Consider the following 24,934-nt stretch of genomic DNA (forward strand, 5'->3'; position numbering starts at 1 on the left):
TTCAACCGCTCGCCCTCTTCCGCTTCACATGGACGATCCGATTCCGTCCCGCCCGGCTGGCGGCCTTCTCGCGCCGGCGCCCGGCCGCGCGCTGCCGCGCTGGCACTATCCGGCCGCGCTGCTCGCCGGCGCGGCCAATACGCTCAGCTTCGCGCCCACGCCGCACGGCGGCTGGCTGCAGCTCGTCGTATTCGTCTGGTTTTTCGCGCAGCTGACGCGCACGTCGAACTGGCGCGGCGCCGCGCTCACCGGCGGCGCGTTCGGCTTCGGCAACTTCATCAGCGGCGTCTGGTGGCTCTACATCAGCATGCACGTGTACGGCGAGATGGCCGCGCCGCTCGCGGGCGGCGCGCTCGTGCTGTTCGCGCTCTACCTGTCGCTGTACCCGGCGTTTTCGGCCGGGCTGTGGTCGTTCTGCGCGGGCCATGCATGGCATCGCCGCGAGGCCGACCCGCGGCCGTTCTCGCCGACCTGGCACGGCGCGTTTGCGTTCGCGAGCGCGTGGGCGCTCGGCGAATGGCTGCGCGGCACCGTGTTCACCGGCTTTCCGTGGCTCGGCAGCGGCTACCCGCAGGTCGACGGCCCGTTCGCGGGCTTCGCGCCGGTGGTGGGCGTGTACGGGATCGCGTGGGTGCTCGCGCTGTTCGCCGCACTCGTCGTGCAGGCGCTCGCCGCCGCGCGGCCGTCGCCGGTGCGTGACGGCGAAGCCGGCGCATCGGGCGGCAACGCCCGCGTGCGCATCGCCGCGCCGGCCGGCATCGCCGTCGCCCTCGTCGCGGCCGGCCTCGGGCTGTCGCAGGTCACGTGGACCGTGCCCGCGAACGCGCCGCTCACCGTGCGGCTGCTGCAGGGCAACGTGAAGCAGGACATCAAGTTCGAGCAGGAAGGCATCGACGCGGCGATCAAGATGTACACACAGATGATCGTCGAGAAACCGGCCGACCTGATCGTCACGCCCGAGACCGCGATCGCGGTGATGATCCAGGAATTGCCCGAGCCGTTCGCCGTCGCGATCCGAAAATTCAGCGACACGACCGGGTCGGCCGTGCTGTTCGGCGCGGTCGGCGCGTCGGTGACCGAGGACGGCCACTACGTCGACTACACGAACAGCCTGTACGGCGTGACGCCGAATTCGCGCGACATCTATCACTACGACAAGCACCACCTCGTGCCCTTCGGCGAATTCATTCCGTGGGGCTTCCGGTGGTTCGTCAACCTGATGAAGATGCCGCTCGGCGACTTCGCGCGCGGCGCGCCGGTGCAGAAGCCGTTCCTCGTGCACAACCAGCCGGTGATGGCCGATATCTGCTACGAGGACTTGTTCGGCGAGGAAATCGCCGCGACGATCCGCGACAACCCGCAGCCGCCCGGCGTGCTCGTCAACGTGACGAACCTCGCGTGGTTCGGCGACACGATCGCGCTCGACCAGCATCTGCAGATCGCGCGGATGCGCTCGCTCGAGACGGGCCGGCCGATGCTGCGTTCGACCAATACGGGGATGACGGCCGCGATCGACGCGCACGGGCGCGTGCTTGGCCAGCTGAAGCCGTTCACGATCGGCTCGCTCGACGTGCGGATCGAAGGCACGAGCGGCTTCACGCCGTACGTGACGAGCGGCAACAACATCGTGCTCGCGGTGTCGTTCGTGCTGCTCGCGTTCGGCTTCACGTTCGGGCCCGGGCTGCGCCGGCGCAACGGCCGGCAACCCGGCGGCGGCGAAGCGGCGTGACGCGGCGGGCCGCCGTCGCGCCCGGCGGCCGCGCGTGACCGCGAACCGGCCGGCCGTTCAGGCCTGCCGGGACGATCGATCCGATTGCTCGGGCTGCGCGGCGAGGCTCCGCAGGTCGCGGCGCACCTCCTCCATCACCGGCGCCCACGCACCGAACGTCGGCTGCCGGTACAACGTCGCGGTCGGATACCACGGGCTGTCCCGGCGATCGAGCAGCCACGGCCAGTGCGGATTCACGTCGAGCAGCACCCACGTACGCGCGCCGAGTGCGCCGGCCAGGTGCGCGACCGACGTGCACACCGTGATCACGAGATCCAGCGCGCCGATGAACGCGGCCGTATCGTCGAAACTCGTCAATTCGTCCGTGTGGTCTTCGATCGTGAAACCGGCCGCGCGCGCGGCGGCGACATCCGCGTCCGCCCCCGGCTGCAGTGAATAGAACGTGACGCCGTCGATCCCGCGAAATGCATCGGTGTAGCGCTCGAGCCCGACGCGCCGGAACGGATTGCGCTGGTGGCCCGCACTGCCCGTCCACACGAGCCCGACCTTCAACCGGCCGTCGCCCGCGAGCCGCGCGCGCCATGCGTCTCGTGCGGCCGGCTCGGCCCGCAGGTACGGCACCGACGCGGCGAGCGTCGACGCCTCCATGCCGAGCATCAGCGGCAGGCCGATCAGCGGCACTTCGTAATCGAATGCCGGCAGCGCGTCGACGCCGCCGCCCGCGCCGAACACGTCCGCGTGCGCGCCGAGGCTGCGCTGCATCAGCGTGCCGAGCGCCGGAAACGTATTCCACGCGAGCCGGCCGCCCTCGCGATGCACGCGTTCGGCGAGCGGCGCGACGAAGCGACAGAACTGCAGCACGTCGCCGAGCCCCTGCTCGCCCCATACCAGCAGCGTCTTGCCGGCGAGCGGCTCGCCCTGCCAGCGCGGGCCAGGCAGCGCCGGCCGGCGGCCGCGCAATTCGCCGGCGCCGTCCCAGCGTGCCTCGTGGCCGCGCCAGCCGGCTGCGTAATTGCCGCGCACGAGCTGGATGATCGCGAGATTGAAGCGGAACGACGCGTCGTCGGGCGCCAGCTCGCACGCACGCGCCGCATGGCGCTCGGCGTCGTCCCAGCGCTGCGCCTCCTTCATCGCCATCGCGACGTTGTTCATCGCGAGCGCGTTGTCGGCCGCGAGATCGGCGAGCCGCGCGGCGCTCGCGAGCGCACCGTCGAGGTCCTGCATCGCGATTCGCGCGACGACGAGATTGATCCATGCCTGCACGTCCTGCGGATCGTGCTTCACGGCCGCGTCGAGCAGCGCGATCTCTTCCGCGCGCTCGCCGCCCGACAAGCGCAGCGCGATCGCGAGGTTGTTGCGCAGCGACGGCCAGCCGGCATCGATTGCTAGCGCCGCGCGGTACGGCGCGACCGCATCCGCGTGACGGCCGGCCATCTGCAGCGCGTAGCCGTGGTTGAAGTACGCGTCCGCGCCCGGCTGCGCGCGCGCCGCGCATTCGGCGAGCGCAATCGCGTCGTCCGTGCGCTGCCGCGCGACGAGCGTGGCCGTGAGCTGCGCGATCGCCGGCGCATCGACCGCATGCAGATGCGTGGCGGCGACAAGCCACAGTTCGTGCGCGGCATGCTCGCCGCGCGCCTGCGCGTCGGCGGCCTGTCCGAGCAGCGCGAGGAACGGCGGAAGCAGCGGAATCAGGATGTCGGTCGGTTCGTCCATGCGGTGAGCGTCGGCAAGCGGTGACGCGGCGCGCATCGCGCGCGCCGCAATACGCGCATCTTACCGCCCGCGCGAAGCGCCGCGGCATGCGCGTCGCGGCGGCCCGCACGCGGCTGCGCGACGCATGCGGGCGATGGGTGCGCAGGCCGCCGGAAACAGGCCGGCGGTGCCCGCATCGGCCTTCCGGCCGCATCCGGTCGCCGATCCGGTAAAATTACGCGTTTCAGCACACTAACAAGCCGCGCCGCCGCGCGAGCCGACCCTCCGGGCCCGCCCGGAGCGCCGCCCGCAACGGAGCGCCAGCGCCACGAAGGCTCTTCATGCTTACGTTTCAGCAAATCATCCTGACGCTGCAGTCCTACTGGGACAAGCAGGGTTGCGCCCTGCTCCAGCCCATCGACATGGAAGTCGGCGCGGGCACGTCGCACGTCCACACGTTCCTGCGCGCGGTCGGCCCCGAGCCGTGGCGCGCCGCGTACGTGCAGCCGTCGCGCCGCCCGAAGGACGGCCGCTACGGCGAGAACCCGAACCGCCTGCAGCACTACTACCAGTACCAGGTGGTGCTCAAGCCGGCGCCGGAAAACATCCTCGACCTGTACCTCGGCTCGCTGGAAGCGCTCGGCTTCGACCTGAAGCAGAACGACGTGCGCTTCGTCGAGGACGACTGGGAAAACCCGACGCTCGGCGCGTGGGGCCTCGGCTGGGAGGTGTGGCTGAACGGGATGGAAGTCACGCAGTTCACGTATTTCCAGGAAGTCGGCGGCCTCGAATGCAAGCCGGTGCTCGGCGAGATCACGTACGGCCTCGAGCGCCTCGCGATGTACCTGCAGAAGGTCGAGAACGTGTACGACCTCGTGTGGACCGAGTGGGAAGAGCAAGGCCCGAACGGCCCCGAGCTGCGCCGCCTGTCGTATGGCGACGTGTACCACCAGAACGAGGTCGAGCAGTCGACCTACAACTTCGAGCACGCGAACGTCGACCTGCTGTTCACGTTCTTCAACAGCTACGAAGCGGAAGCGAAGAAGATGATCGACGCGCAGCTCGCGCTGCCCGCGTACGAGCTCGTGCTGAAGGCCGGTCACACGTTCAACCTGCTCGACGCGCGCGGCGCGATCTCGGTCACCGAGCGGGCCGCGTACATCGGCCGCATCCGCGCACTGTCGCGTCTCGTCGCGCAGGCTTACTACGACTCGCGCGAGAAGCTCGGCTTCCCGATGCTCGGCAACCCGCCGGGCGTGCCGGGCCTCACCACCGACGCCCAGGACGCCGCGCAGCCGGCGTGGGCGCCGCCGCTCAAGGTCGAACGCAAGATCGATCAGGTCTGACGAGACGAGATTTATTCCAGATATGACGCACAATCATCCCGCCCCCCTGCTCGTCGAACTGCTGACCGAAGAGCTGCCGCCGAAGGCCCTCGCGCGCCTCGGCGACGCATTCGCCGAAGGTATCGCACAACGCCTCGCCGCGCGCGACCTCATCGAAGGCGAACTCGTGTTCGAACGCTACGCGACGCCGCGCCGCCTCGCGGTCGTCGTGCAGAACGTGCGCGCCGTCGCACCCGACAGACAGGTCCGCGAAAAGGTCCTGCCCGTGTCGGTCGCGCTCGACGCCGAAGGCAAGCCGACGGCGCCGCTCGCGAAGAAGCTCGCGGCGCTCGGCCACCCGAACGCGTCGATCGCCGATCTCGAGCGCGCGCAGGACGGCAAGGCCGAAGCATTCTTCATCAACTACTCGGCGGCCGGCGCCACGCTCGCCGACGGCCTGCAGGCCGCGCTCGACGAAGCGCTCGCGAAGCTGCCGATCCCGAAATTCATGACGTACCAGCGCCCGGACGGCTCGGACGTGAAGTTCGTGCGCCCTGTGCATCGGCTGACGGTGCTGCACGACGATCGCGTCGTGCCCGTCACCGCGTTCGGCGTCGACGCCGGCGACACCACGCTCGGCCACCGCTTCCTGTCGGACGGCCTGGTCGCGATCCAGCATGCGCGCGCATACGCCGACACGCTGCGCGACAAGGGCCGCGTGATCGCGCACTTCGCCGATCGCCGCGAAACGATCCGCACGCAGCTGAACGAACATGCGAACGGCGACACGGTCGTGATGCCCGAGTCGCTGCTCGACGAAGTGACGTCGCTGGTCGAATGGCCGGTCGTCTACCCGTGCCGCTTCGAGGACGAATTCCTGCAGGTGCCGCAGGAATGCCTGATCCTCACGATGCAGACGAACCAGAAGTATTTCGCGCTGACCGACGTCGCGGGCAAGCTGCGCTCGCGCTTCCTGATCGTGTCGAACATCGACACGAAGACGCCGGGCGAGATCATCGAAGGCAACGAGCGCGTCGTGCGCCCGCGCCTCGCCGATGCGAAGTTCTTCTTCGAGCAGGACAAGAAGAAGCCGCTCGCCGAGCGCGTGCCGCAGCTCGCGAACGTCGTCTATCACAACAAGCTCGGTTCGGCGCTCGCACGCGTCGAGCGCCTCGAGGCGCTGGCGGGCGAGATCGCCCCGGCGATCGGCGCCGATACCGCGCACGCGAAGCGCGCCGCGCGCCTCGCGAAGGCCGACCTGCTGACCGACATGGTCGGCGAGTTTCCGGAGCTGCAGGGCACGATGGGCACGTACTACGCGCGCCACGACGGCGAAGCCGACGACGTCGCGCTCGCGTGCGCCGAGCACTACCAGCCGCGCTTCTCCGGCGACGCGCTGCCGACCACGCCGGTGTCGACCGCCGTCGCGCTCGCCGACAAGCTCGAAACGATCGTCGGCATCTGGGGCATCGGCCTCGCGCCGACCGGCGAGAAGGATCCGTTCGCGCTGCGTCGTCACGCGCTCGGCGTGCTGCGCCTGCTGCTCGAAAAGCAGTTGCCGCTCGATCTGGTGGCGCTGCTGCGCACGGCCCATGCGCGCTTCGACGGCGTGCCGGGCGTCGCCGAATCGACCGACGCGATCTTCGCGTTCTTCATGGATCGCCTGCGCGGCCTGCTGCGCGAGCGCGGCTATTCGGCCGGCGAAATCGACGCGGTGCTGAGCCTGAACCCGACGCGCATCGACGACCTCGTCGCGCGCCTCGACGCGGTGCGCGAATTCACGCGCCTCGCGGAAGCCGAAGCGCTCGCGGCCGCGAACAAGCGGATCTCGAACATCCTGAAGAAATCGGAAGGCGGCGCGAACGGCGCGGTGCAGCCGACGCTGCTCGTCGAGGCGGCCGAGAAGGCGCTGCACGAACAGCTCGCGGCCGTCACGCCGCACGTGCAGTCGCAGCTCGAGGCGCGTGCGTACACGGGCGCGCTGTCGGCGCTCGCCGCGCTGCGCGCGCCGGTCGACACGTTCTTCAACGACGTGATGGTGAACGCGGAAGATCCGGCGCTGCGCGCGAACCGTCTCGCACTGCTGTCCGCGCTGCACCAGCAGATGAACTGCGTCGCCGACATCTCGAAGCTCGCCGCATAAGGGCCGCACGATGCCGACCAGCCCCAACCGAAAGCTCGTCGTCCTCGACCGGGACGGCGTGATCAACGTCGATTCGGATGCGTTCATCAAGACGCCCGACGAATGGATCGCGCTGCCCGGCAGCTTCGAGGCGATCGCCCGGCTCAACCACGCGGGCTATCGCGTGGTCGTCTCGACCAACCAGTCCGGTATCGGCCGCGGGCTGTTCGACATGGCCGCGTTGAACGAGATGCACCTGAAAATGCATCGCGCGGCAGCCGCGGTCGGCGCGCGCATCGACGCGGTATTCTTCTGCCCGCACACGGCCGAGGATCACTGCGACTGCCGCAAGCCGAAACCCGGCATGATGCAGATGATCGCCGAGCGCTTCGAGATCGATCCCGCTCACACGCCGGTCGTCGGCGATTCGCTGCGCGACCTGCAGGCCGGCGTCGCGGTCGGCTTCCAGCCGCATCTCGTGCTGACCGGCAAGGGCAAGAAAACGCTCGCCGCAGGCAATCTGCCGGACGGCACGAAAGTCCACGACGACCTGCGCGCGTTCGCGCTCGATTTTCTTTCACACGAACACGAGTGATGCGGCTGCCGCGCGCATCCTCCCCAACACCAGACTCACGCCGATGCGCTTCGTCCGCTCCCTGCTGCTGCTGATCTACTTCATCCTGTACACGGTGCCGTACGCCACCGCGTGCTTCATCGCGTTCCCGTTCATGCGCCCCGACGCGCGCTACTGGATGGCGGCCGGCTGGTGCAAGTCGACGCTGTGGGTCGTGCGCTGGCTGAACGGCATCCGCTATCGGATCGAAGGGTTCGAGAACCTGCCCGACGGCCCGGCCGTGCTGCTGTCGAAGCACCAGTCCGCGTGGGAGACGCTTGCGTTTCCGGCGCTGATGCCGAAGCCGCTGTGCTACGTGTTCAAGCGCGAGCTGCTGTACGTGCCGTTCTTCGGCTGGGCGCTCGGGCTGCTGCACATGGTCAACATCAACCGCAAGGAAGGCAAGAACGCGTTCAATTCGGTGATCCGCCAGGGCAAGAAGCGCCTGTCGGAAGGCGCATGGATGATCATGTTCCCCGAAGGCACGCGCACGCCGGTGGGCAAGCAGGGCAAGTACAAGACGGGCGGCGCGCGCTTCGCGATCGAAACCGGCACGCCGGTCGTGCCGATCGCGCACAATGCAGGTCGTGTGTGGCCGCGCAACTCGTTCACGAAATTCCCGGGCGTCGTCACGGTGTCGATCGGCAAGCCGATCCCCAGCGAAGGGCTGACGCCCGATGCATTGAACTCGCAGGTCGAAGCATGGATCGAAGCGGAAATGCGCCGCATCGATCCCGACGCGTATCGCCAGGCGGGCAACGCCGGCACGCGCGATGCCGCGCGCGCCTGACGCCCCGGATTGCAGCCGTTGCGTACGACAAAAAGAAGCGAACTGATGAAACAGCGTCCGCGGCCACGGCCTGCCGTCGTGGCCCTCGATCATCGCCAGATGGATCTGCCGCTCTTCGACGGGCCGGCCGCCGCGCCGTCGGCGCCTGCCGCCCCGCCGGCGCCGCCCGAAGCCGCCCCCGCCGCGCCGCTCGATCCGGGCCCGGCGCCCGATCGCTCGCGCGTGCGCACGTTCGCGCTCGACAGCCGCGTGCTCGAATACCGGCTGAAGCGCTCGGCGCGCCGCACGATCGGCTTCACGATCGACGGCAGCGGGCTGTCGATCACCGCGCCGCGCTGGGTCACGCTCGCCGACATCGAAGCGGCGATCGCCGAAAAGCAACGCTGGATCTTCGCGAAGCTCGCGGAATGGAAGACGCGCACCGAGCAGCGCGCGCTGCCGCAGATCGACTGGCGCGACGGCGCGCAACTGCCGTATCTCGGCAAGACTGTGACGATCGCGCTCGGCGCGGGCGCCGTCGCGTTCGATGCCGACGCGCTGCGGCTGTCGCTGCCGCTGCCCGTGCAGGCCGACATGCAGCAGATCAAGGATCGCGTGCAGGGCTGGCTGCAGGGCGAAGCGAAACGCATCTTCGGCGAACGCCTCGTGGTCTACGCGGAAAAGCTCGGCGTCACGTATTCGATGGTCGCGCTGTCGTCGGCCGCGACGCGTTGGGGCAGTTGCTCGAGCGACGGCAAGATCCGCCTGAACTGGCGGCTGATCCATTTCCCGATGTCGATCATCGACTACGTCGTCGCGCACGAGCTGTCGCACCTGCGCGAGATGAACCACAGCCCGGCCTTCTGGCAGACCGTCGAATCGATCTTCCCCGAGTTCCGCGAAGCGCGGCACACGCTCAAGCATCACCCGCCCGAGCTACTGCCGTCGCTTTGATGCGATCGGTCACGACGTAAACGCCAAACGGGCGATGCGGATCACGCCGCATCGCCCGTTTTCGTTGCCCGCGACGCGCCACGCGCCGCGAACCGCTCATCCGGCGTTCAGTGCGCCTTCTTCTGGATGAACTCGATCTTGTAGCCGTCCGGATCCTCGACGAACGCGATCACGGTCGTGCCGTGCTTCATCGGGCCTGCCTCGCGCGTGACCTTGCCGCCTTGCGCCTTGATCTTCTCGCAGGCCGCGTACGCATCGTCGACCGCCACCGCCAGATGGCCGAAGCCATTGCCGAGATCGTAGGACGGCGTCTCCCAGTTGTGGGTCAGCTCGATCACGGTGCCCGTGCTTTCGTCTTCGTAGCCGACGAACGCGAGCGTGAACTTGCCTTCCGGATAATCCTCGCGACGCAGCAGCTTCATGCCGAGCAATTCGGTGTAGAACTTGATCGAGCGGTCGAGATCGCCGACTCGCAGCATCGTATGCAGCAAACGCATGGGTTGTACTCCTGTGGGGACTTTCCAGAGCCGGAAATTCTACCGGAGTCGGGTGAAATTCGCCGGGGGCGCCTAGCCGGGGGCGCCTAGCCGGGGGCGCCTAGCCCGGAACGGCCCAACAAGCACGCGGCCGATGCCGCGTATCGGCTGCCTCGGCGCGAGCAAGCGCGCAACGACTGAAAGCGGCACGATCCGGCTCGCCCGGGCACCGCGTCGATCGGGTAACATCCTTCCACTTCGCACCAAAAGCGGGCATGCGCGCCGCCGCCCGACCGCGACCACCCATTTTTTCTTGCCGCCCCACTGCCGTGCGAAACCGTCGATTCGAGCGCGCCGGACGCGCCGCCCGCCTGACCTCCGTGCCGCAAGGCCCGACCAGCGAGGCGCGCCGATGACCGCGCTTGCCGCCGCCCGCGTGCGCCGCGCACTCGATACGCGCGCCGTCGGCCTGATGATGCTGCTGTGCGCGATCTGGGGCTTCCAGCAGGTCGCGATCAAGAGCACGAACGCCGCGATCGCGCCGATGTTCCAGGCCGGGCTGCGCTCGGTGATCGCCGCGGTGCTGCTGTGGGGCTGGGCCCGCACGCGCGGCACGCCGCTGTTTCAGGCGGACGGCACATTCGGTGCGGGCCTCGCGGCCGGCGCGCTGTTCGCCGGAGAATTCATCTGCGTGTTCTTCGGGCTGACGCTGACGAGCGCGTCGCACATGGCGATCTTCCTGTACACGGCGCCGTGCTTCACCGCGCTCGGCCTGCACCTGTTCGCACCCGGCGAGCGGCTGCAGCGCACGCAATGGGCCGGCGTCGGCCTCGCATTCGCCGGCATCGCGCTCGCGTTCGCGGACGGCTTCCTGAAGCCGCGCGCGCCCGGCGCATCGGTGCTGGCAGGGCTCGCCGGCGACGCGCTCGGGATCCTCGGCGGCGCGATGTGGGCCGCGACGACGGTCGTCGTGCGCTCGACGGCGCTTGCGCGGGCCAGCGCGAGCAAGACGCTGTTCTACCAGCTCGCGGTATCGGCGGTCGTGCTGGTCGCGCTCGCCGCGCTGTTCGGCCAGATGTCGTTCGCGCGGATCACACCGGTCGCGCTCGCGAGCCTCGCGTATCAGTCGGTGATCGTCGCGTTCGTCAGCTACCTGTCGTGGTTCTGGCTGCTGACGCGCTACAGCGCGTCGCGGCTGTCCGTGTTCACGTTCCTGCCGCCGCTGTTCGGCGTCGCGTTCGGCGTGCTGCTGCTCGGCGAATCGGTCGGCTGGCGCTTCATGTCCGCGGCCGCGCTCGTGCTGACCGGCATCGCGCTCGTCAACGCGCCGCCGCGCCGGCGGATGTGACGACCGGCGCAAATACACGCGGGCAACAAAAAAGCTGCCCGTCGGGCAGCTCTCTTCGATACAGCGGGTGGGCGGCTCGCGCCACGCACGTCATCCGGCCTTGCGCACCGCCGCCAGCGCCTGCGCGACACCGACGTATTCGGCCACGCTCACGTCCTCCGCACGGCGCGCGAGATCGAAGCCGAGCGCATCGAAATCGATCGTCTCGCGGTAGTCGCCCAGCGTGTTACGCAGCATCTTGCGGCGCTGCGAGAACGCGGCGGTGACGATTTCGCCGAGCAGCGCCGGATCGACGTCCGGCAGTTCGTGCGGCTCGTACGGAATCATCCGGACGATCGCCGAATCGACCTTCGGCGGCGGCTGGAACGATTCCGGCGGCACGTCGAGCATCTTTTCCATCACGTAGCGGTACTGCAGCATCACCGACAGCCGCGAAAACGCCTTCGTGCCCGGCTCCGCGACCATCCGCTCGACGACCTCGTTCTGCAGCATGAAATGCTGGTCGATCACCGCATCGGCGAACGTCATCAGGTGAAACAGCAGCGGGCTGGAGATGTTGTACGGCAGATTGCCGACGATCCGCAGCGACGGCTTGTCGCCGGGCATCGCGAGCGAGCGGAAGTCGAACGCGAGCGCGTCGCCCGCGTGCAGCTCCAGCAGCGCGCCGAAGCGTTGCTGCAGGCGCCCGATCAGATCGCGGTCGAGCTCGACCGCGTGCAGCGGCGACTCCGGCGTCGCGAGCCGCTCGATCAGCGGCCCGGTCAGCGCGCCGAGCCCGGGGCCGATCTCGACCATCCGCTGGCCGCGTGCAGGGCCGATCGTCGCGACGATCGAGTCGATCACGCCGTGATCGACGAGGAAGTTCTGCCCGAAGCGCTTGCGCGCGAAATGGCCTTGGTGCTGTCTGCTGTTCGACATCGACTGAGTAAAACGAAAAATACGACGAATGGGGTAAACCGGCAGCGTCAGGCTGCGCGGCGATGGCGCGCCATCGTGACGGCCGTATCGAGCGCGGCGATCATGCTGCCTGGATCCGCGCGGCCCGTGCCGGCCAGATCGAGCGCGGTGCCGTGATCGACCGACGTGCGGATGATCGGCAGCCCGAGCGTCACGTTGATGCCCTCGCCGAACGTCGCGTACTTCAGCACGGGCAGACCCTGGTCATGGAACATCGCGAGCACGCAATCGGCATCGGCCAGATGGCGCGGCTGGAACAGCGTGTCGGCCGGATACGGGCCGCGTGCGTCGATGTGTTGCGCGTTCGCGCGGGCCAGCGCCGGCGAGATCACGTCGATCTCCTCGCGGCCGAGATAACCGTTCTCGCCCGCGTGCGGGTTCAGGCCCGTCACGAGAATGCGCGGCGCGGCGAGACCGAAATCGCGCCGCAGGTCGCGATCGATGATCGCGAGCGTCTCGACGAGCCCGTCGATCGTCAGCGCGGCCGATACGTCCTTCAGCGGCAGGTGCGTGGTCGCGAGCGCGACGCGCAGCGGCCGGTGGCCGGTGCCGGCCAGCATCATCACGACGCGCGGCGTGTGCGTGCGTTCGGCCAGGTATTCGGTATGGCCGGTGAACCGCACGCCCGCGTCGTTGATCGTGCTCTTCTGCAGCGGCGCGGTAACGATCGCATCGTACCGGCCGGCCAGCGCACCGTCGATCGCCGCGTCGAGCAGCCCGAGCACGTAGCGGCCGTTCGCCGCGTCCAGCTTGCCCGCCTGCGCGGGCGCCGCCAGTGCGTGATGCGCGACCGACACCTGCGCGCCGCCGGCCAGTGTGGCCGCGTCGACGCCGACCGCGGCCGCACGCGCGTCGAGCAGTGCGGCATCGCCGAGCACGGTGAAATGCGCATCGGGCCAGCGCTGCGCGGCGTCACGCAGCGCCTGCACGGTCAGCTCCGGGCCGACCCCCGCGGGTTCGCCGGTCGTGATCGCGATCTGCAGCGCGGGCGTGGTCATCCGAGGCTCGCTCAGTTCGCCGGGCCGACGCCGCCGATCTTGTACTGCACGTACGACGAATCGCGCAACTCGCGCAGCCAGTCGGCATACGCCTGCTCGGCCTTGCGCTGGCCGATCGCCTGACGGGCGATGTCCATCTGCTGCTGCACCGACCCTTCCGCCTCGCGGCGGTTCAGCACCTGGATCAGGTGATAGCCGTATTCGGTACGGATCGGCTGGCTGATCTGGCCGTCCTGCAGGTTGTTCATCGCGCGCTCGAATTCCGGCACGGTCTCGCCCGGGCTGATCCAGCCGAGATCGCCGCCCTGCGACGCGGAACCGTCCTGCGAGTAGGTGCGCGCGAATTTCGCGAAATCGCCGCCGGCCTCGACCTGCTTGCGGATGTCGGCCAGTTGCTGGCGCGCCTGGCCTTCCGACTTGCCTTCGCCGACGCGCAGCAGGATGTGGCGCACGTGCGTCTGGACGATCTTCGGCGCCGCGGCGCTCGCGCCCTGGCTTTGGCGGCGATCGACGAGGCGCACGATTTCGAAGCCGTCCGGCACGCGGATCAGCGTCGGGTTGACCTCGCCCGGGCGCAGCTTCGACGCGGCGTCGACGACGTCGGGCGGCAGCGCGCTCGGCGCCTTGAAGCCGAGATCGCCGCCCTTCTTCGCGTCGTTCGCTTCGGAGTTGTTCTTCGCGAGGCGCTCGAAATCGGCGCCCGACTTCGCCTGCTGCAGCAGCGCTTCGGCCTTCTTCTGCGCGGCTTCGATGTCAGCCTGCGGCGCGTTGGTGGGCGCCTTGATGAAGATGTGCTGGAAGCGCAGGTCCTGCTGCTGCGATGCGTTCGGCCCGCGCTGGCTCGCGATGTAGTTCGCGACCTCGGCGTCCGACACCGTGATCTTGCCGTCGACCTCGCGCTCGCGCAGCTTCGACAGCATCAGTTCGGTGCGCGCGTCGCTCGTGAAGATGCTCCAGGGCACGCCCTGCGCCTCGAGGCGCGCGCGGTACTGGTCGAGCGTCATCCCGTTCGCCTGCGCGAGACGCTGCAGCGTGGCCTGCACGGTCGCGTCGTCGATGCGGATCCCGTCGTCCTTGGCCTTCTGCACCTGGATACGTTCGAGCACCATCTGGTTCAGCACCTGCGCGCGCAGCTGGTCGGCCGGCGGCACCGGCGCGTTCTGCTGCTGCAGGCGGCGTGCGATCAGGCCGGCGCGCTGGTCGAGTTCGCGGCCCGTGATCACGTCGTTGTTGACCACGGCGACGACTTCGTCGGCGAGCTGCGCACCTTGCGAACCGAGTGCCTGCGCCGCGGCCGGCGCGGCGGCGAGCAGCGCGGCGGACGCGGCGAGGCTGGACACGACTGCCGCGAAACGAAGGGTTTTCTTCATTGCCACTGAAACTCCATTGAAATCGTGCTGACCGGTGCAGACATGCCGGCGTTACTCGTAGTTGCTGAAGCGGGACATCGGCGGCGGCGGCGGCGGCAACGGCGTGTAGCCCGGCACCCCGGCGCGGAATGCGGACACGAGGCCGTTGTCGATGGTCGACAAGCCCTTGAGCGTCAGCTGCATCATGAAGCGCGTCGACGAGTTCTGCTGTCCCGACGAATTGATGCCGTTCGCGGCCCGCTGCACCCCGACCCCGAGCGCCCAGCAATCCGCGTCGTATTGTAAGCCGACCAGACCGTCGACCACGCGATCTCCGGCGAAGTCGTAGTTGAACCGGCCGATCGCATACAGGCGGCGCGTGAGCGGCCACTGCGCGGACACCAGGAACTGGTTGATCGGCTGGTTGTCGAGCGTGGTATTTGTGCGCGTATAGCGATAGCCGACGTTGATCACGCGGCGCTCGCCCGGGCTGTAGCCGAAACCGATACTCGACTTCACGAGCTGGTTGTTGTTCTGGTTGTACTGGAACGCCGTTTCCGACATGAAGCCCGAGCCGAGCTTCAGCGCGGCGCCGACGATCAGGTCCGAGTGGCGGGCCAGCACGGCGCTCTGCCCCGGGTTCAGCGTGACGCGCTGATCGGCGAAGTAGTACTGCTGCGCGATCACGAACCGCGCGCGCTCGTCGCCGGTGCGCGGATCGATGAAGCGCGACGTCAGGCCGGCCGTGATCCGGTTCGCATCGGCAATCCGGTCGTTACCGACGAACGTGTTCGGCTGGTAGATCTCCGCGAGGCCGAAGTCCGATTCCGCGGTGTCGAACAGCGGCGCGTTCGACTGATCGCGATACGGCGTGTACACGTAGTACAGGCGCGGCTCGAGGGTCTGGATGAAGTCCTGGCCGAACAGGCGCACCGAACGGTCGAAGATCAGGCCCGAATCGAAGCTCACGGTCGGGATCGACTCGGTGAAGCGCTTCGGGCTGTTCGGCGTGGCGGACGACAGGTAGTTCAGGTCGTACGACGCCAGGTGGTACTGGACCTTCGGCACCGCGAAGTAGCCGGGACCGTACACGCCATACGAAATGTACGGGTTGAAGACGACCCGGTCGCCCTGGGTCGCATCGGCGGTCGTGATGCGGAACCGCGAATAGTCGGCTTCTGCGCCGAAGTCGAACCCGCCGACGTTGTACTTCGTGTACTTCACGTTCAACTGCGGCTCGCGGCTGTACGGCGCGATCGACGGCGGCAGCGTCTGCCAGTGCTGGTAGCGCGCGAGCACCGACCACGGGCCGTTGTTGTACGTGAGGCCGGCTTCCTGCTGGTACAGCGTCTGCGTACCGTTGATGAACTGGTTCGCCGACCCGAGGTCTTCGGGATACGTGTTGTCCGAGACCTTGTTGAAGTAGACGTAGCCGCCGAAGCCGCCGCCGAAGTTCTGCTGGTGCTGCCAGTAGATCGCGTAGCGGTTGCGATGCGCGAGCCGGTCGTCCGGCAGGTAATTGGCCGTAAACGTACCCGAATACGACGGCGACAGATAGCGGAACGTCGCTTCGGTCATCACGCCGCGCCGCGAGATGATGCGCGGCGTGAGCGTCAGGTCGCGGTTCGGCGCGATGTTGAAGTAGTACGGCAGCGACAGCTCGAAGCCGTTGTTCGAGTTCACCGAGAACGTCGGCGGCAGCAGGCCGCTGCGCCGCTCGCCCGACAGCGGGAACGTCATCCACGGGCTCGCGAAGATCGGCACGCCCTGGAAGAACAGCACGCCGTTGCGCGCGGTGCCCTCGTCGGCGCCCGTATCGAAGTCGAAGCGGCTGCCCTTGATGTACCACGCGGGGTTCGTCGAGCACTGGCACGCGGTGTACGTACCGTTGACGAACACCGAGCGCTCGTTGTCGACCATGTCGACGCGCTCCGCGCTGCCCGACCCGCCCGTCACGTTGAAGTGATACTTCGGCGCGGTCATGAAGCCCTGGTTCGCCTCGATCTTCAGGTGCGCCTCGGGGCCGGCGAACGACGTGCCGCCATTGACCACCTTGACCTGGCCGTACGCATCGGCCATGTCGGTATCCTGATCGTAGTGGATCGCGTCGGCCTTCACGACGGCGTCGCCGCGCCGCAGCTCGGCCGAACCCTTCGCGGCGAGGTCCTGCTCGGCGGTGCCGCTCGTATGGTCGGCAATGACGAAGGCGGCCGGCTTCGCGCCGTCCTTCAGCGGATGATCCTCGAGCTGGGGCGCGAGACGCAGATCCCACGGCGAGTCGAGCGGCTGCGGCTGCGCAGCCGCGCCCGACAGCTGCGCGTACGACACGGCCGGCACGAGGCCGGGCACGGCCAGGAGCGCGAGCGCGAGCCGCCGTTTGCGCGGCGCCCCGTCACCGGGGAAAACATTCGGGAATAGCGGTTTGGGCGGCATCTATCGTTTGGCGAATCGCCCCTTGTCAACCGCGCCTGCACGGCACCTTCACGCGCGGCGGGCCGCGCCGTCGAGCCGCGACTGCGGCTCTTCGCAAACCGGGGAGGCGATCGGGCGGACGGCGCGACAGGCCGCGGGCCTGCACGGCGGAAGCTGACGCGGGGCGCGTCAAAAAAGTCGTGGGGTATTATATGGCAAGACGTTCCCCCCTCCGCCGAGTTTCATGACGCCCCCATCCGCCGCATCCCAGCCCGACGCCCGCCTCGACGCGCTCACCGCGTGGCTGCACCCGCTCGCCGAGCGCTACGCGCTCGATCTGTCGACCCTCGCGCCCGCGTCGTCGGACGCCAGTTTCCGCCGCTATTTCCGCGTCGCGTCGGCCACGCGCCCCGGCGGCACGCTGATCGCGGTCGACGCGCCGCCGCCCGAGAAGTGCCGCGAGTTCGTCCAGGTCGCGCGGCTGCTCGCCGGGGCCGGCGATCACGTGCCGGACGTGCTGGCCCACGATTTCGACGCGGGCTTCATGCTCGTGACCGATCTCGGCCGCACGTCGTACATCTCGGTGCTCGATCCGGCCGATCCGGGCGCGGCCCGTCCGCTGATGCGTGACGCCCTCGACGCGCTGATCCGCTTCCAGCTCGCGTCGACACCCGACGTGCTGCCGCCGTTCGACGAAGCGTTCCTGCGCCGCGAAATGGAGCTGCTGCCCGAATGGTTCGTCGGCCGCCACCTCGGCAAGCCGGTCACCGACGCGATGCGCGGCACGCTCGACCGCACGTTCGCGCTGCTGGTCGCGAGCGCGCACGCGCAGCCGCAAGGCTTCATGCTGCGCGACTTCATGCCGCGCAACCTGATGGTCTGCGAGCCGAACCCGGGCGTGCTCGACTTCCAGGACGCCGTCTACGGGCCGCTGACGTACGACGTCGTGTCGCTGCTGCGCGACGCGTTCATCAGTTGGGACGAAGAGTTCGAGCTCGACTGCTTCGCGTACTACTGGGAAAAGGCGAAGAAGGCCGGCCTGCCGGTCGACGCGGATTTCGGCGAGTTCTACCGCCAGCTCGAATGGATGGGGCTGCAGCGCCACATCAAGATCCTCGGCCTGTTCGCGCGCATCAACTACCGCGACGGCAAGCCGCACTACCTGAACGACCTGCCGCGCTTCCTCGCGTATGCACGCAAGGTCGCGCTGCGCTATCGCCCGCTCGTGCCGTTCGCGAAGCTGCTCGACGAGCTCGAGGGCAACGCGCCGGCCGACGTCGGCTACACGTTCTGACCGTCCCCACACCCAGTCGAACATGAGCACTACCCTCACCACGGCGATGATCTTCGCCGCCGGACGCGGCGAACGGATGCGTCCGCTGACCGACGCCCGCCCGAAGCCGCTGCTCGAAGCCGGCGGCAAGCCGCTGATCGTGTGGCAGATCGAGGCGCTCGCGCGGGCGGGCATCGACACGATCGTGATCAACCACGCGTGGCTCGGCGAGCAGATCGAGGCCGCGCTCGGCGACGGTTCGCGCTGGGGCGTGCGGCTCGCGTATTCGGCCGAGGGCGACGCACTCGAAACCGCCGGCGGCATCGCGCAGGCGCTGCCGCTGCTGGAACGCGACGGGCAGCCGACGGTGTTCGCGGCGGTCAGCGGCGACGTATACTGCGCGTTCGACTACCGGACGCTCGCGCCGCGCGCCGCCCGGATGGCCGCGCTCGACACGCCGGCGATGCACCTCGTGATGGTGCCGAACCCGCCGTTCCATCCGGCCGGCGACTTCGCGCTCGGCGACGACGGCCGTCTCGCGCTCGACGGCGCCGCGCGCTTCACGTTCGGCAACATCGGCCTGTACGACACGCGGATGTTCCGCGACGTCGCACCCGGCACGCGGCGCGCGCTGACGCCGTACTATCGCGCGACGATCGAAGCCGGCCGCGCGACCGGCGAACTGTACGAAGGGATCTGGGAGAACGTCGGTACGCCCGCGCAGCTCGGCGAACTCGACGCACGGCTGCGCGCCGCCGCGGGCTGATCGGACGACGGGCGGCGACGCCCCCGTCGCGCCGCCCTTGCGCTGCGCGCCACGGCACGCGGCACGCCGTCACGCCCCGTTACGCGGCCTCGGCCTCTTCCCCGCCCGCCGCCGCGCGCTGCTGCTGCAGCGCCCACATCTGCGCATACAGCCCGTCCGCGCGCACGAGTTCGTCGTGCGTGCCGCGCTCGACGATCCGCCCGTGGTCCATCACGAGGATCTGCTGCGCGTGCACGACCGTCGACAGACGGTGCGCGATCACGAGCGTCGTGCGATGCCGCGCGATCTGATCGAGCTCGTGCTGGATCGCGCGTTCCGAGCGGGAATCGAGCGCCGACGTCGCTTCGTCGAACAGCAGCACCGGCGGGTCCTTCAACAGCGTGCGCGCGATCGCGACGCGCTGCTTCTCGCCGCCCGACAGCTTCAGCCCGCGCTCGCCGACCGGCGTGTCATAGCCCTTCGGCAACCCTTCGATGAAATCGTGGATGTGCGCGGCGCGCGCGGCCGCGACCACCTCGTCGCGCGTCGCCGTCGGCCGACCGTACGCGATGTTGTAGTAGATCGAGTCGTTGAACAGCACGGTGTCCTGCGGCACGATCCCGATCGACGCGCGCAGCGATTCCTGCGTGACGTCGCGAATGTCCTGCCCGTCGATCCGGATCGCGCCGCCCGCCTGCCGGTCGAGATCGTAGAAGCGGAACAGCAGCCGCGACAGCGTCGATTTCCCCGACCCGCTGTGGCCGACCACCGCGGTCGTCGTGCCGGCCTCGATCGTGAACGTCACGTCGTGCAGGATCTGCCGCGACGGCTCGTACGCGAAGTTCACGTGCTCGAAGCGCACCTGCGCGCCGGCCACCGCGAGCGGCGGCGCATCGGGCCGGTCGGCCACTTCCTTCGGCGCCGACAGCAACCCGAACATCCGGTCCATGTCGGTCAGGCTCTGCTTCAGCTCGCGATAGACGACGCCGAGGAAATTCAGCGGAATGTACAGCTGCAGCATGAACGTGTTGATCAGCACGAGATCGCCAAGCGTCAGCTTGCCCGCGAGCACGCCCTGCGTCGCGCGCCACAGGATGAACACGAGCCCCGTGCCGATGATCGCCTGCTGGCCGAAGTTCAGCACCGACAGCGAGTTCTGCGAGCGGATCGCGGCCTTCCGGTAGCGCTTCAGGTTCTCGTCGTAGCGCTGCGCTTCCCACGCCTCGTTGCCGAAGTACTTCACCGTCTCGTAGTTGATCAGCGAATCGATCGCCCGCGAGTTCGCGCGCGAATCGAGCTCGTTCATCGTGCGGCGAAAATGCGTGCGCCAGTTGGTGACCTTCACGGTGAACACGATGTACGTGACCAGCGCCGCGAACGTCACGTACGCGTAGTAGGCCTCGTACTTGACCACGAAGAAGCCGAGCACGAGCCCGACCTCGACGAGCGTCGGCAGGATGCTGTACAGCGAATACGAAATCAGTTGCTGGATGCCGCGCGTGCCGCGCTCGATGTCGCGCGACATGCCGCCCGTCTGGCGCTCGAGATGAAACCGCAGCGACAGCCCGTGCAGATGCCGGAACACCTGCAGCGCGAGCTGGCGCACCGCGCTCTCGGTGACCTTCGAGAACAGGATTTCGCGCAGTTCGGTGAACAGCGACGTCGACAGCCGCACGAGCGCATACGCGACGACCAGCAGCCCGACGCCGCCCGCGAGCACGATGCCGGCCGACTGCTCGGCACGGCCGAGCGCGGTGAGCTGCTGCACGGCGGACAGGTGATCGACGATGCGCTTCATCACGACCGGCACGCCGAGGTTCGCGACCTTCGCCCCGATCAGGCAGCCGAGCGCGAGCGCGACGCGCCATTTGTAGGTGGTCAGGTACGGCAGCAGCGACCGGATGGTCTGCCAGTCGTTGCGAGGCCCGGTCGAAGCCGGCGCGGGCTCGCCGGAAGCGGGAAATCGGCGCATGGGGAAAGGTCCTGCGGCAATGCGGGACGCGCGTATCGGCGGCCGGCTCGCGCGCTTTCTCGTACAATTTGCGAACGTTGTATTGTCGCAGAAGCCGCTTCGCGCCGCTGCCGGCGGCCTCGCCGGCCAGCCTGCGCGCGGCGGCTCGTTTATTACAGGATGAAAGCCCCCGCCATGACCGATTCGACCCTCGAACTCCCGCAGAAGCAGCCCGCGCTGCGCGTCGTCCCGCAACCGCACGATGCGAACGTTCACGGCGACGTGTTCGGCGGCTGGATCATGTCGCAGGTCGACATCGCCGGCTCGATTCCCGCGAGCCAGCGCGCGAACGGCCGCGTCGCGACGGTCGCGGTCAATTCGTTCGTGTTCAAGCAGCCGGTATTCGTCGGCGATCTGCTGAGCTTCTACGCCACCATCATGCGCACCGGCAACACGTCGATCACGGTCGACGTCGAGGTGTACGCGCAGCGCATGCGCCTGATGGGCGAAGTCGTGAAAGTCACCGAAGCGACGCTCACCTACGTCGCGACCGGCCCTGACCGCAAGCCGCGGCAACTGCCGCCGCTCTGACGGCGGGCAAGCGCCGCGGTGCGGCAGGCGGCCGTCAGTGCGTGGCCGTCAGTGCGTGGCCGTCAGTGCGTGGCCGTCAGCCCGAACTCCCGCATCGCGGGCACGAAATCGTGATTCAGCGTCGGCTTGCGCGACAGCTTGACCAGCACGTAGCGCTGGAACGGCGCGAGCCGCTGCCACTGCGCGAGCGCGGGTGCCGGCAGCCCGGCCAGCGCGCTCTGCTGTACCAGCGACTCCGGTACCGCGTCGACGGCGCGCCAGGCCGGCTGCTCGTCCGGCTGGAACCATGACGGCTCCAGATCGGCGTGCGTGCGCAGCATTTCGAACAGCGCGTGATCGAAGTTGGGCTCGATCGCGGTGTCGTCGTCGGCCGGAAAGCGCGCGAGCAGCTTGCGGTCCTCGAGCGGCAGCAGTTGCCACTGGTCGAGCGAAATCCGCAGGCCGAAGCGGTCGAGATTGAAACGCACGATCATCGGGATGTACGTGAAGTTTTCCGACGAATCGTGTTCGAAGTTGAAGAGCAACGGAGCGTCGCTGAGTCCCATGGTCGTTACCTGACGTGGCGGATGCCGGCGCGGCCGGCTTGCCTGGGGTATTTTAGAACCTCTGCGCGCGGCCGGCGGCACGATCGTCGCCGGCCGTGCTTCGAATCAACGGGAGTGCTCGTGAATCCGACCCAATCAGACGAACTGCGCGACGCGTTGCGCGACGAACCGCGCGGCGCGATCGAGCTGCCCGTGAGCCGCACGCGCGGCGGCGCGGTCGAACCCGCGCACGACTTCGTCGGCCAGGAATGGCCGGTCGCACTCGTCTTCAACGGCATCTCGCACGCGGTGATGATGTGCACGCCATGCGAGCTCGAAGCGTTCGCGGTCGGCTTCGCGATCTCGGAAGGGATCGTCGCGCGCGGCAGCGACATCAAGGACATCGAGGTGATCCTGCACGCCGACGCGCCGCTGCCGCATGCGGAAGTTCATCTGGAAGTCGTCCAGCAGGCGTTCGCCGCGCTGAAGGACCGGCGCCGCGCGCTCGCGGGGCGCACGGGCTGCGGCGTCTGCGGCATCGAGAGCATCGACCTGCTCGACCTCGCGCCCGAACGCGTGCCCGATACCGGTTTTCTCGCGCGCCTCGCGCCCGACGCGCTGGCGCGCGCCGCGCATGCGTTACCGTCGCATCAGGCGCTGACGAAACTGACCGGCGGCCTGCATGCGGCCGCGTGGTGCGATGCAACAGGCGCGATCCGCACGGCATTCGAGGACGTCGGCCGCCACAACGCGCTCGACAAGCTGATCGGCTCGCTCGTGCTGGCGCGCGCCGATACCACCGACGGCTTCGTGTTCCTGTCGAGCCGCGCGAGCTACGAGCTCGTGCGCAAGGCCGCGCGGGTCGGCATCCCGCTGGTCGCGACCATCTCCGCGCCGTCGTCGCTCGCGATCGAAATCGCGAAGGCGGCCGGCTTGCGGCTCGTCAGCTTCTGCCGCGAAACGGGCCACGTCGACTACGGCACGGCCTGATCGCTCTCCCAACCGCGCACCGGCGAGCCACCGCCGGCGCGACCCGTTCCGTCAGTCGAACTGACGGAAATCCGGCTTGCGCTTCTCGAAGAACGCCGTCATCGCCTCGCGGGCCTCCGGCGCGCGCAGCATCTCGGCGAAATGGCGCGCTTCCTCGGCCATCCGCGCGGGCGTCGCCACGCCGCCCGTCTCCTTGAGCAGCGCCTTCGTCACACGCAGCGATGCCGCCGGCAGCGCCGCCAGCTTCGCCGCCTGCTTCGCCGCGAACGCGTCGAGCTCGGCCGCCGGCAGCACGCGGTTGACGATACCGATCCGGTGCGCTTCCAGCGCGTCGAACGCCTCGCCCAGCAGCAGCTTCTCGGCGGCGACCTGATGGCCGGCCAGGCGCGGCAGCAGTGCGCTGGACGCGGCTTCCGGGCACAGCCCGAGCTGCACGAACGGCAGCGAGAACGTCGCGGTGTCGGCCGCATAAACCAGATCGCAGTGCAGCAGCATCGTCACGCCGACCCCGACCGCGATGCCGGGCACCGCCGCCACGACCGGCTTGCTCGCGCTGCTGATCCGCGCCAGAAACTGGAACACCGATGCGGTGTCGTCCTTCGGCGGCGACTTCAGGAAATCCTCGAGATCGTTGCCCGCGCTGAAATTACCGTCGCTGCCGCGCAGCAGGATCACGCGCGTCGCCTTGTCTTCCTGCGCGTCGGCGAGCGCATCGGCCATCGTCTGGTACATCGCCGCCGTCAGCGCGTTCTTCTTCGCCGGGCGCGCGATCGTGATCGTCATCACGCCGTCGGCGCGTTCCACTTGAATGTCGGCCACAACCGTCTCCTTTGACTGTCTCTACCGGAATGAAAAAAACGGTGCGCGAGCTCGTGGCCCGCGCACCGTCGTCGCTTGTCGTCGCGTCCCGCTTACAGGCGTTCGATGATGCCCGCGGCGCCCATGCCGGTGCCGACGCACATCGTGACCATCCCGTACTTCAGGTTGCGGCGGCGCAGGCCGTGCACGACGGTCGCCGCGCGGATCGCGCCGGTCGCGCCGAGCGGGTGGCCCAGTGCGATCGCGCCGCCCATCGGGTTGACCTTCGACGGATCGAGGCCGAGATCGCGCATCACCGCCAGCGACTGCGCGGCGAACGCCTCGTTCAGCTCGATCCAGTCGAGATCGTCCTGCTTCAGGCCGGCGGCCTTCAGGGCGGCCGGAATCGCTTCCTTCGGGCCGATCCCCATGATTTCCGGCGGCACGCCGCGCACCGCGAAGCTCACGAAGCGCGCGAGCGGCGTCAGGTTGAACTCCTTCAGCACCTTCTCCGACACGACGAGCAGCGCGCCCGCGCCGTCCGACGTCTGCGAGCTGTTGCCGGCCGTGACCGAGCCCTTGTTCGCGAATACCGTGCGCAGCTTCGCGAGGCCTTCGAGCGACGTATCCGCGCGCGGACCTTCGTCGAGCTTGATCTCGCGCGTCTTCACGTCGACTTCGCCGGTCGCGAGGTTCGGGAACCGCTCGGTGAGCGTGTACGCAGCGATTTCGTCGCCGAATTCGCCGGCCTGCTGCGCGGCGAGCGCCTTGCGGTGCGATTCGACCGAGAACGCGTCCTGGTCGTCGCGGCTCACCTTCCACTGTTCGGCGACGCGCTCGGCCGTCAGGCCCATCCCGTACGCGATGCCGAAGTCTTCGCTGCGATCGAAGATGTGCGGCGACATCGACGGCTTGTTGCCCATCATCGGCACCATGCTCATCGATTCGCAGCCGCCCGCGAAGATCGCGTCCGATTCGCCGACGCGGATGCGGTCGGCCGCCATCGCGAGCGCGGTGATGCCCGACGCGCAGAAGCGGTTGACCGTCACGCCGCCGACCGTCTGCGGCAGGCCCGCGAGCAGCGCGCCCATGCGCGCGACGTTCAGCCCCTGCTCGGCTTCCGGAATCGCGCAGCCGATGATCGCGTCCTCGATCACCTTCGTGTCGAGACCGGGCACCTGCGCGACCGCCGACCTGATCGCGTGAACCAGCAGCTCGTCGGGGCGCGTGTTCTTGAAGACACCGCGCGGGGCCTTGCCGATCGGGGTGCGGCTGGCGGCGACGATGTATGCGTCTTGCAGTTGTTTGCTCATTTCAG

21 protein-coding genes are annotated in these 24,934 nt (G+C 68.7%); 11 read left to right on the forward strand and 10 right to left on the reverse strand.

The features are described from left to right. The first annotated feature begins 28 nt into the window (after positions 1-28). Entirely contained in the window at positions 29-1,729 is a 1,701-nt protein-coding gene (lnt, locus tag JYG37_RS15930; protein WP_124631523.1) for an apolipoprotein N-acyltransferase, read from the forward strand. Positions 1,730-1,786: 57 nt separating this feature from the next. Here lnt and JYG37_RS15935 read toward each other — a convergent pair whose 3' ends face one another. Then, positions 1,787-3,442 carry a tetratricopeptide repeat protein gene (locus tag JYG37_RS15935; protein WP_124631522.1) on the reverse strand — a complete coding sequence of 552 codons (1,656 nt, stop codon included), beginning with the start codon at positions 3,440-3,442 and terminating at the stop codon, positions 1,787-1,789. Between the two features lie 320 nt (positions 3,443-3,762). Between JYG37_RS15935 and glyQ the strand changes: the two genes are divergently transcribed. The 5 genes from glyQ to JYG37_RS15960 are packed head-to-tail and all read left to right on the forward strand — an operon-like array spanning position 3,763 to position 9,204. Further along, positions 3,763-4,767: a glycine--tRNA ligase subunit alpha gene (gene glyQ, locus JYG37_RS15940; protein ID WP_006488593.1), complete on the forward strand. Its 1,005-nt coding sequence runs from the start codon at positions 3,763-3,765 to the stop codon at positions 4,765-4,767. 22 nt (positions 4,768-4,789) lie between these two features. Next, positions 4,790-6,889 carry a glycine--tRNA ligase subunit beta gene (gene glyS, locus JYG37_RS15945; protein WP_124631521.1) on the forward strand — a complete coding sequence of 700 codons (2,100 nt, stop codon included), beginning with the start codon at positions 4,790-4,792 and terminating at the stop codon, positions 6,887-6,889. A gap of 10 nt (positions 6,890-6,899) precedes the next feature. Then, on the forward strand, positions 6,900-7,463 hold the full coding sequence (gmhB, locus tag JYG37_RS15950; protein ID WP_050014654.1) for a D-glycero-beta-D-manno-heptose 1,7-bisphosphate 7-phosphatase: 564 nt from the start codon (positions 6,900-6,902) through the stop codon (positions 7,461-7,463). 43 nt (positions 7,464-7,506) lie between these two features. Then, complete coding sequence (locus JYG37_RS15955) at positions 7,507-8,271, forward strand: lysophospholipid acyltransferase family protein (RefSeq protein ID WP_050014656.1); 765 nt, start codon at positions 7,507-7,509, stop codon at positions 8,269-8,271. Positions 8,272-8,316: 45 nt separating this feature from the next. Continuing rightward, positions 8,317-9,204: a M48 family metallopeptidase gene (locus JYG37_RS15960; protein WP_050014658.1), complete on the forward strand. Its 888-nt coding sequence runs from the start codon at positions 8,317-8,319 to the stop codon at positions 9,202-9,204. Between the two features lie 107 nt (positions 9,205-9,311). Here JYG37_RS15960 and gloA read toward each other — a convergent pair whose 3' ends face one another. Then, positions 9,312-9,701, reverse strand: a complete 390-nt coding sequence (gene gloA, locus JYG37_RS15965) for a lactoylglutathione lyase (protein WP_050014660.1) — start codon at positions 9,699-9,701, stop codon at positions 9,312-9,314. A 391-nt stretch (positions 9,702-10,092) separates the two neighbouring features. Here gloA and JYG37_RS15970 point away from each other — a divergent pair, with 391 nt between their 5' ends. After that, a complete protein-coding gene (locus tag JYG37_RS15970; RefSeq protein ID WP_213345578.1) occupies positions 10,093-11,028 on the forward strand; it encodes a DMT family transporter in 936 nt (311 codons plus the stop codon). Positions 11,029-11,118: 90 nt separating this feature from the next. Here the strand turns inward: JYG37_RS15970 and rsmA are convergent, their stop codons facing one another. Genes rsmA through JYG37_RS15990 form a run of 4 tightly spaced genes read right to left on the reverse strand, consistent with a single transcriptional unit; the run spans position 11,119 to position 16,765 of the window. Continuing rightward, the gene (gene rsmA / locus JYG37_RS15975) at positions 11,119-11,946 is read right to left on the reverse strand and encodes a 16S rRNA (adenine(1518)-N(6)/adenine(1519)-N(6))-dimethyltransferase RsmA (RefSeq protein ID WP_089488802.1); all 828 of its coding nucleotides are present in this window, start codon (positions 11,944-11,946) and stop codon (positions 11,119-11,121) included. A gap of 47 nt (positions 11,947-11,993) precedes the next feature. Continuing rightward, a complete protein-coding gene (pdxA, locus tag JYG37_RS15980) occupies positions 11,994-12,983 on the reverse strand; it encodes a 4-hydroxythreonine-4-phosphate dehydrogenase PdxA (protein WP_050014666.1) in 990 nt (329 codons plus the stop codon). An 11-nt stretch (positions 12,984-12,994) separates the two neighbouring features. Beyond that, positions 12,995-14,353, reverse strand: coding sequence for a peptidylprolyl isomerase (locus JYG37_RS15985; RefSeq protein ID WP_050014667.1), 1,359 nt, complete (start codon positions 14,351-14,353; stop codon positions 12,995-12,997). A 51-nt stretch (positions 14,354-14,404) separates the two neighbouring features. Further along, positions 14,405-16,765: an LPS-assembly protein LptD gene (locus JYG37_RS15990; RefSeq protein WP_050014668.1), complete on the reverse strand. Its 2,361-nt coding sequence runs from the start codon at positions 16,763-16,765 to the stop codon at positions 14,405-14,407. Positions 16,766-16,988: 223 nt separating this feature from the next. Here JYG37_RS15990 and JYG37_RS15995 point away from each other — a divergent pair, with 223 nt between their 5' ends. Both JYG37_RS15995 and murU read left to right on the forward strand, forming a co-directional pair. Beyond that, on the forward strand, positions 16,989-18,038 hold the full coding sequence (locus tag JYG37_RS15995) for an aminoglycoside phosphotransferase family protein (RefSeq protein ID WP_050014669.1): 1,050 nt from the start codon (positions 16,989-16,991) through the stop codon (positions 18,036-18,038). 22 nt (positions 18,039-18,060) lie between these two features. Next, positions 18,061-18,783, forward strand: coding sequence for an N-acetylmuramate alpha-1-phosphate uridylyltransferase MurU (murU, locus tag JYG37_RS16000; RefSeq protein WP_050014674.1), 723 nt, complete (start codon positions 18,061-18,063; stop codon positions 18,781-18,783). Between the two features lie 79 nt (positions 18,784-18,862). Here murU and JYG37_RS16005 read toward each other — a convergent pair whose 3' ends face one another. Beyond that, on the reverse strand, positions 18,863-20,734 hold the full coding sequence (locus JYG37_RS16005; protein ID WP_124556498.1) for an ABCB family ABC transporter ATP-binding protein/permease: 1,872 nt from the start codon (positions 20,732-20,734) through the stop codon (positions 18,863-18,865). Positions 20,735-20,908: 174 nt separating this feature from the next. Here JYG37_RS16005 and JYG37_RS16010 point away from each other — a divergent pair, with 174 nt between their 5' ends. After that, complete coding sequence (locus tag JYG37_RS16010; protein ID WP_006485741.1) at positions 20,909-21,304, forward strand: acyl-CoA thioesterase; 396 nt, start codon at positions 20,909-20,911, stop codon at positions 21,302-21,304. 62 nt (positions 21,305-21,366) lie between these two features. Here the strand turns inward: JYG37_RS16010 and JYG37_RS16015 are convergent, their stop codons facing one another. After that, positions 21,367-21,849, reverse strand: coding sequence for a nitrate reductase associated protein (locus JYG37_RS16015; protein ID WP_050014677.1), 483 nt, complete (start codon positions 21,847-21,849; stop codon positions 21,367-21,369). A 114-nt stretch (positions 21,850-21,963) separates the two neighbouring features. On the opposite strand from JYG37_RS16015, the gene fdhD reads away from it, so the two are divergent. After that, the gene (gene fdhD, locus JYG37_RS16020; protein WP_089488805.1) at positions 21,964-22,818 is read left to right on the forward strand and encodes a formate dehydrogenase accessory sulfurtransferase FdhD; all 855 of its coding nucleotides are present in this window, start codon (positions 21,964-21,966) and stop codon (positions 22,816-22,818) included. 51 nt (positions 22,819-22,869) lie between these two features. On the opposite strand, the gene JYG37_RS16025 is transcribed toward fdhD, so the two are convergent. Both JYG37_RS16025 and JYG37_RS16030 read right to left on the reverse strand, forming a co-directional pair. Next, a complete protein-coding gene (locus tag JYG37_RS16025) occupies positions 22,870-23,637 on the reverse strand; it encodes an enoyl-CoA hydratase (RefSeq protein WP_050014678.1) in 768 nt (255 codons plus the stop codon). A 92-nt stretch (positions 23,638-23,729) separates the two neighbouring features. Then, the gene (locus tag JYG37_RS16030; protein WP_050014680.1) at positions 23,730-24,929 is read right to left on the reverse strand and encodes an acetyl-CoA C-acyltransferase; all 1,200 of its coding nucleotides are present in this window, start codon (positions 24,927-24,929) and stop codon (positions 23,730-23,732) included. Positions 24,930-24,934 lie beyond the last annotated feature (5 nt).

This window comes from Burkholderia sp. LAS2, assembly GCF_018417615.1.
Classification (GTDB): domain Bacteria; phylum Pseudomonadota; class Gammaproteobacteria; order Burkholderiales; family Burkholderiaceae; genus Burkholderia; species Burkholderia sola.

Coding starts and splice junctions, on each gene's coding strand:
- lnt (WP_124631523.1), top strand. CDS start 29: ATGGACGATCCGATTCCGTCCCGCCCGGCTGGCGGCCTTCTCGCGCCG.
- JYG37_RS15935 (WP_124631522.1), bottom strand. CDS start 3,442: ATGGACGAACCGACCGACATCCTGATTCCGCTGCTTCCGCCGTTCCTC.
- glyQ (WP_006488593.1), top strand. CDS start 3,763: ATGCTTACGTTTCAGCAAATCATCCTGACGCTGCAGTCCTACTGGGAC.
- glyS (WP_124631521.1), top strand. CDS start 4,790: ATGACGCACAATCATCCCGCCCCCCTGCTCGTCGAACTGCTGACCGAA.
- gmhB (WP_050014654.1), top strand. CDS start 6,900: ATGCCGACCAGCCCCAACCGAAAGCTCGTCGTCCTCGACCGGGACGGC.
- JYG37_RS15955 (WP_050014656.1), top strand. CDS start 7,507: ATGCGCTTCGTCCGCTCCCTGCTGCTGCTGATCTACTTCATCCTGTAC.
- JYG37_RS15960 (WP_050014658.1), top strand. CDS start 8,317: ATGAAACAGCGTCCGCGGCCACGGCCTGCCGTCGTGGCCCTCGATCAT.
- gloA (WP_050014660.1), bottom strand. CDS start 9,701: ATGCGTTTGCTGCATACGATGCTGCGAGTCGGCGATCTCGACCGCTCG.
- JYG37_RS15970 (WP_213345578.1), top strand. CDS start 10,093: ATGACCGCGCTTGCCGCCGCCCGCGTGCGCCGCGCACTCGATACGCGC.
- rsmA (WP_089488802.1), bottom strand. CDS start 11,946: ATGTCGAACAGCAGACAGCACCAAGGCCATTTCGCGCGCAAGCGCTTC.
- pdxA (WP_050014666.1), bottom strand. CDS start 12,983: ATGACCACGCCCGCGCTGCAGATCGCGATCACGACCGGCGAACCCGCG.
- JYG37_RS15985 (WP_050014667.1), bottom strand. CDS start 14,353: ATGAAGAAAACCCTTCGTTTCGCGGCAGTCGTGTCCAGCCTCGCCGCG.
- JYG37_RS15990 (WP_050014668.1), bottom strand. CDS start 16,765: ATGCCGCCCAAACCGCTATTCCCGAATGTTTTCCCCGGTGACGGGGCG.
- JYG37_RS15995 (WP_050014669.1), top strand. CDS start 16,989: ATGACGCCCCCATCCGCCGCATCCCAGCCCGACGCCCGCCTCGACGCG.
- murU (WP_050014674.1), top strand. CDS start 18,061: ATGAGCACTACCCTCACCACGGCGATGATCTTCGCCGCCGGACGCGGC.
- JYG37_RS16005 (WP_124556498.1), bottom strand. CDS start 20,734: ATGCGCCGATTTCCCGCTTCCGGCGAGCCCGCGCCGGCTTCGACCGGG.
- JYG37_RS16010 (WP_006485741.1), top strand. CDS start 20,909: ATGACCGATTCGACCCTCGAACTCCCGCAGAAGCAGCCCGCGCTGCGC.
- JYG37_RS16015 (WP_050014677.1), bottom strand. CDS start 21,849: ATGGGACTCAGCGACGCTCCGTTGCTCTTCAACTTCGAACACGATTCG.
- JYG37_RS16030 (WP_050014680.1), bottom strand. CDS start 24,929: ATGAGCAAACAACTGCAAGACGCATACATCGTCGCCGCCAGCCGCACC.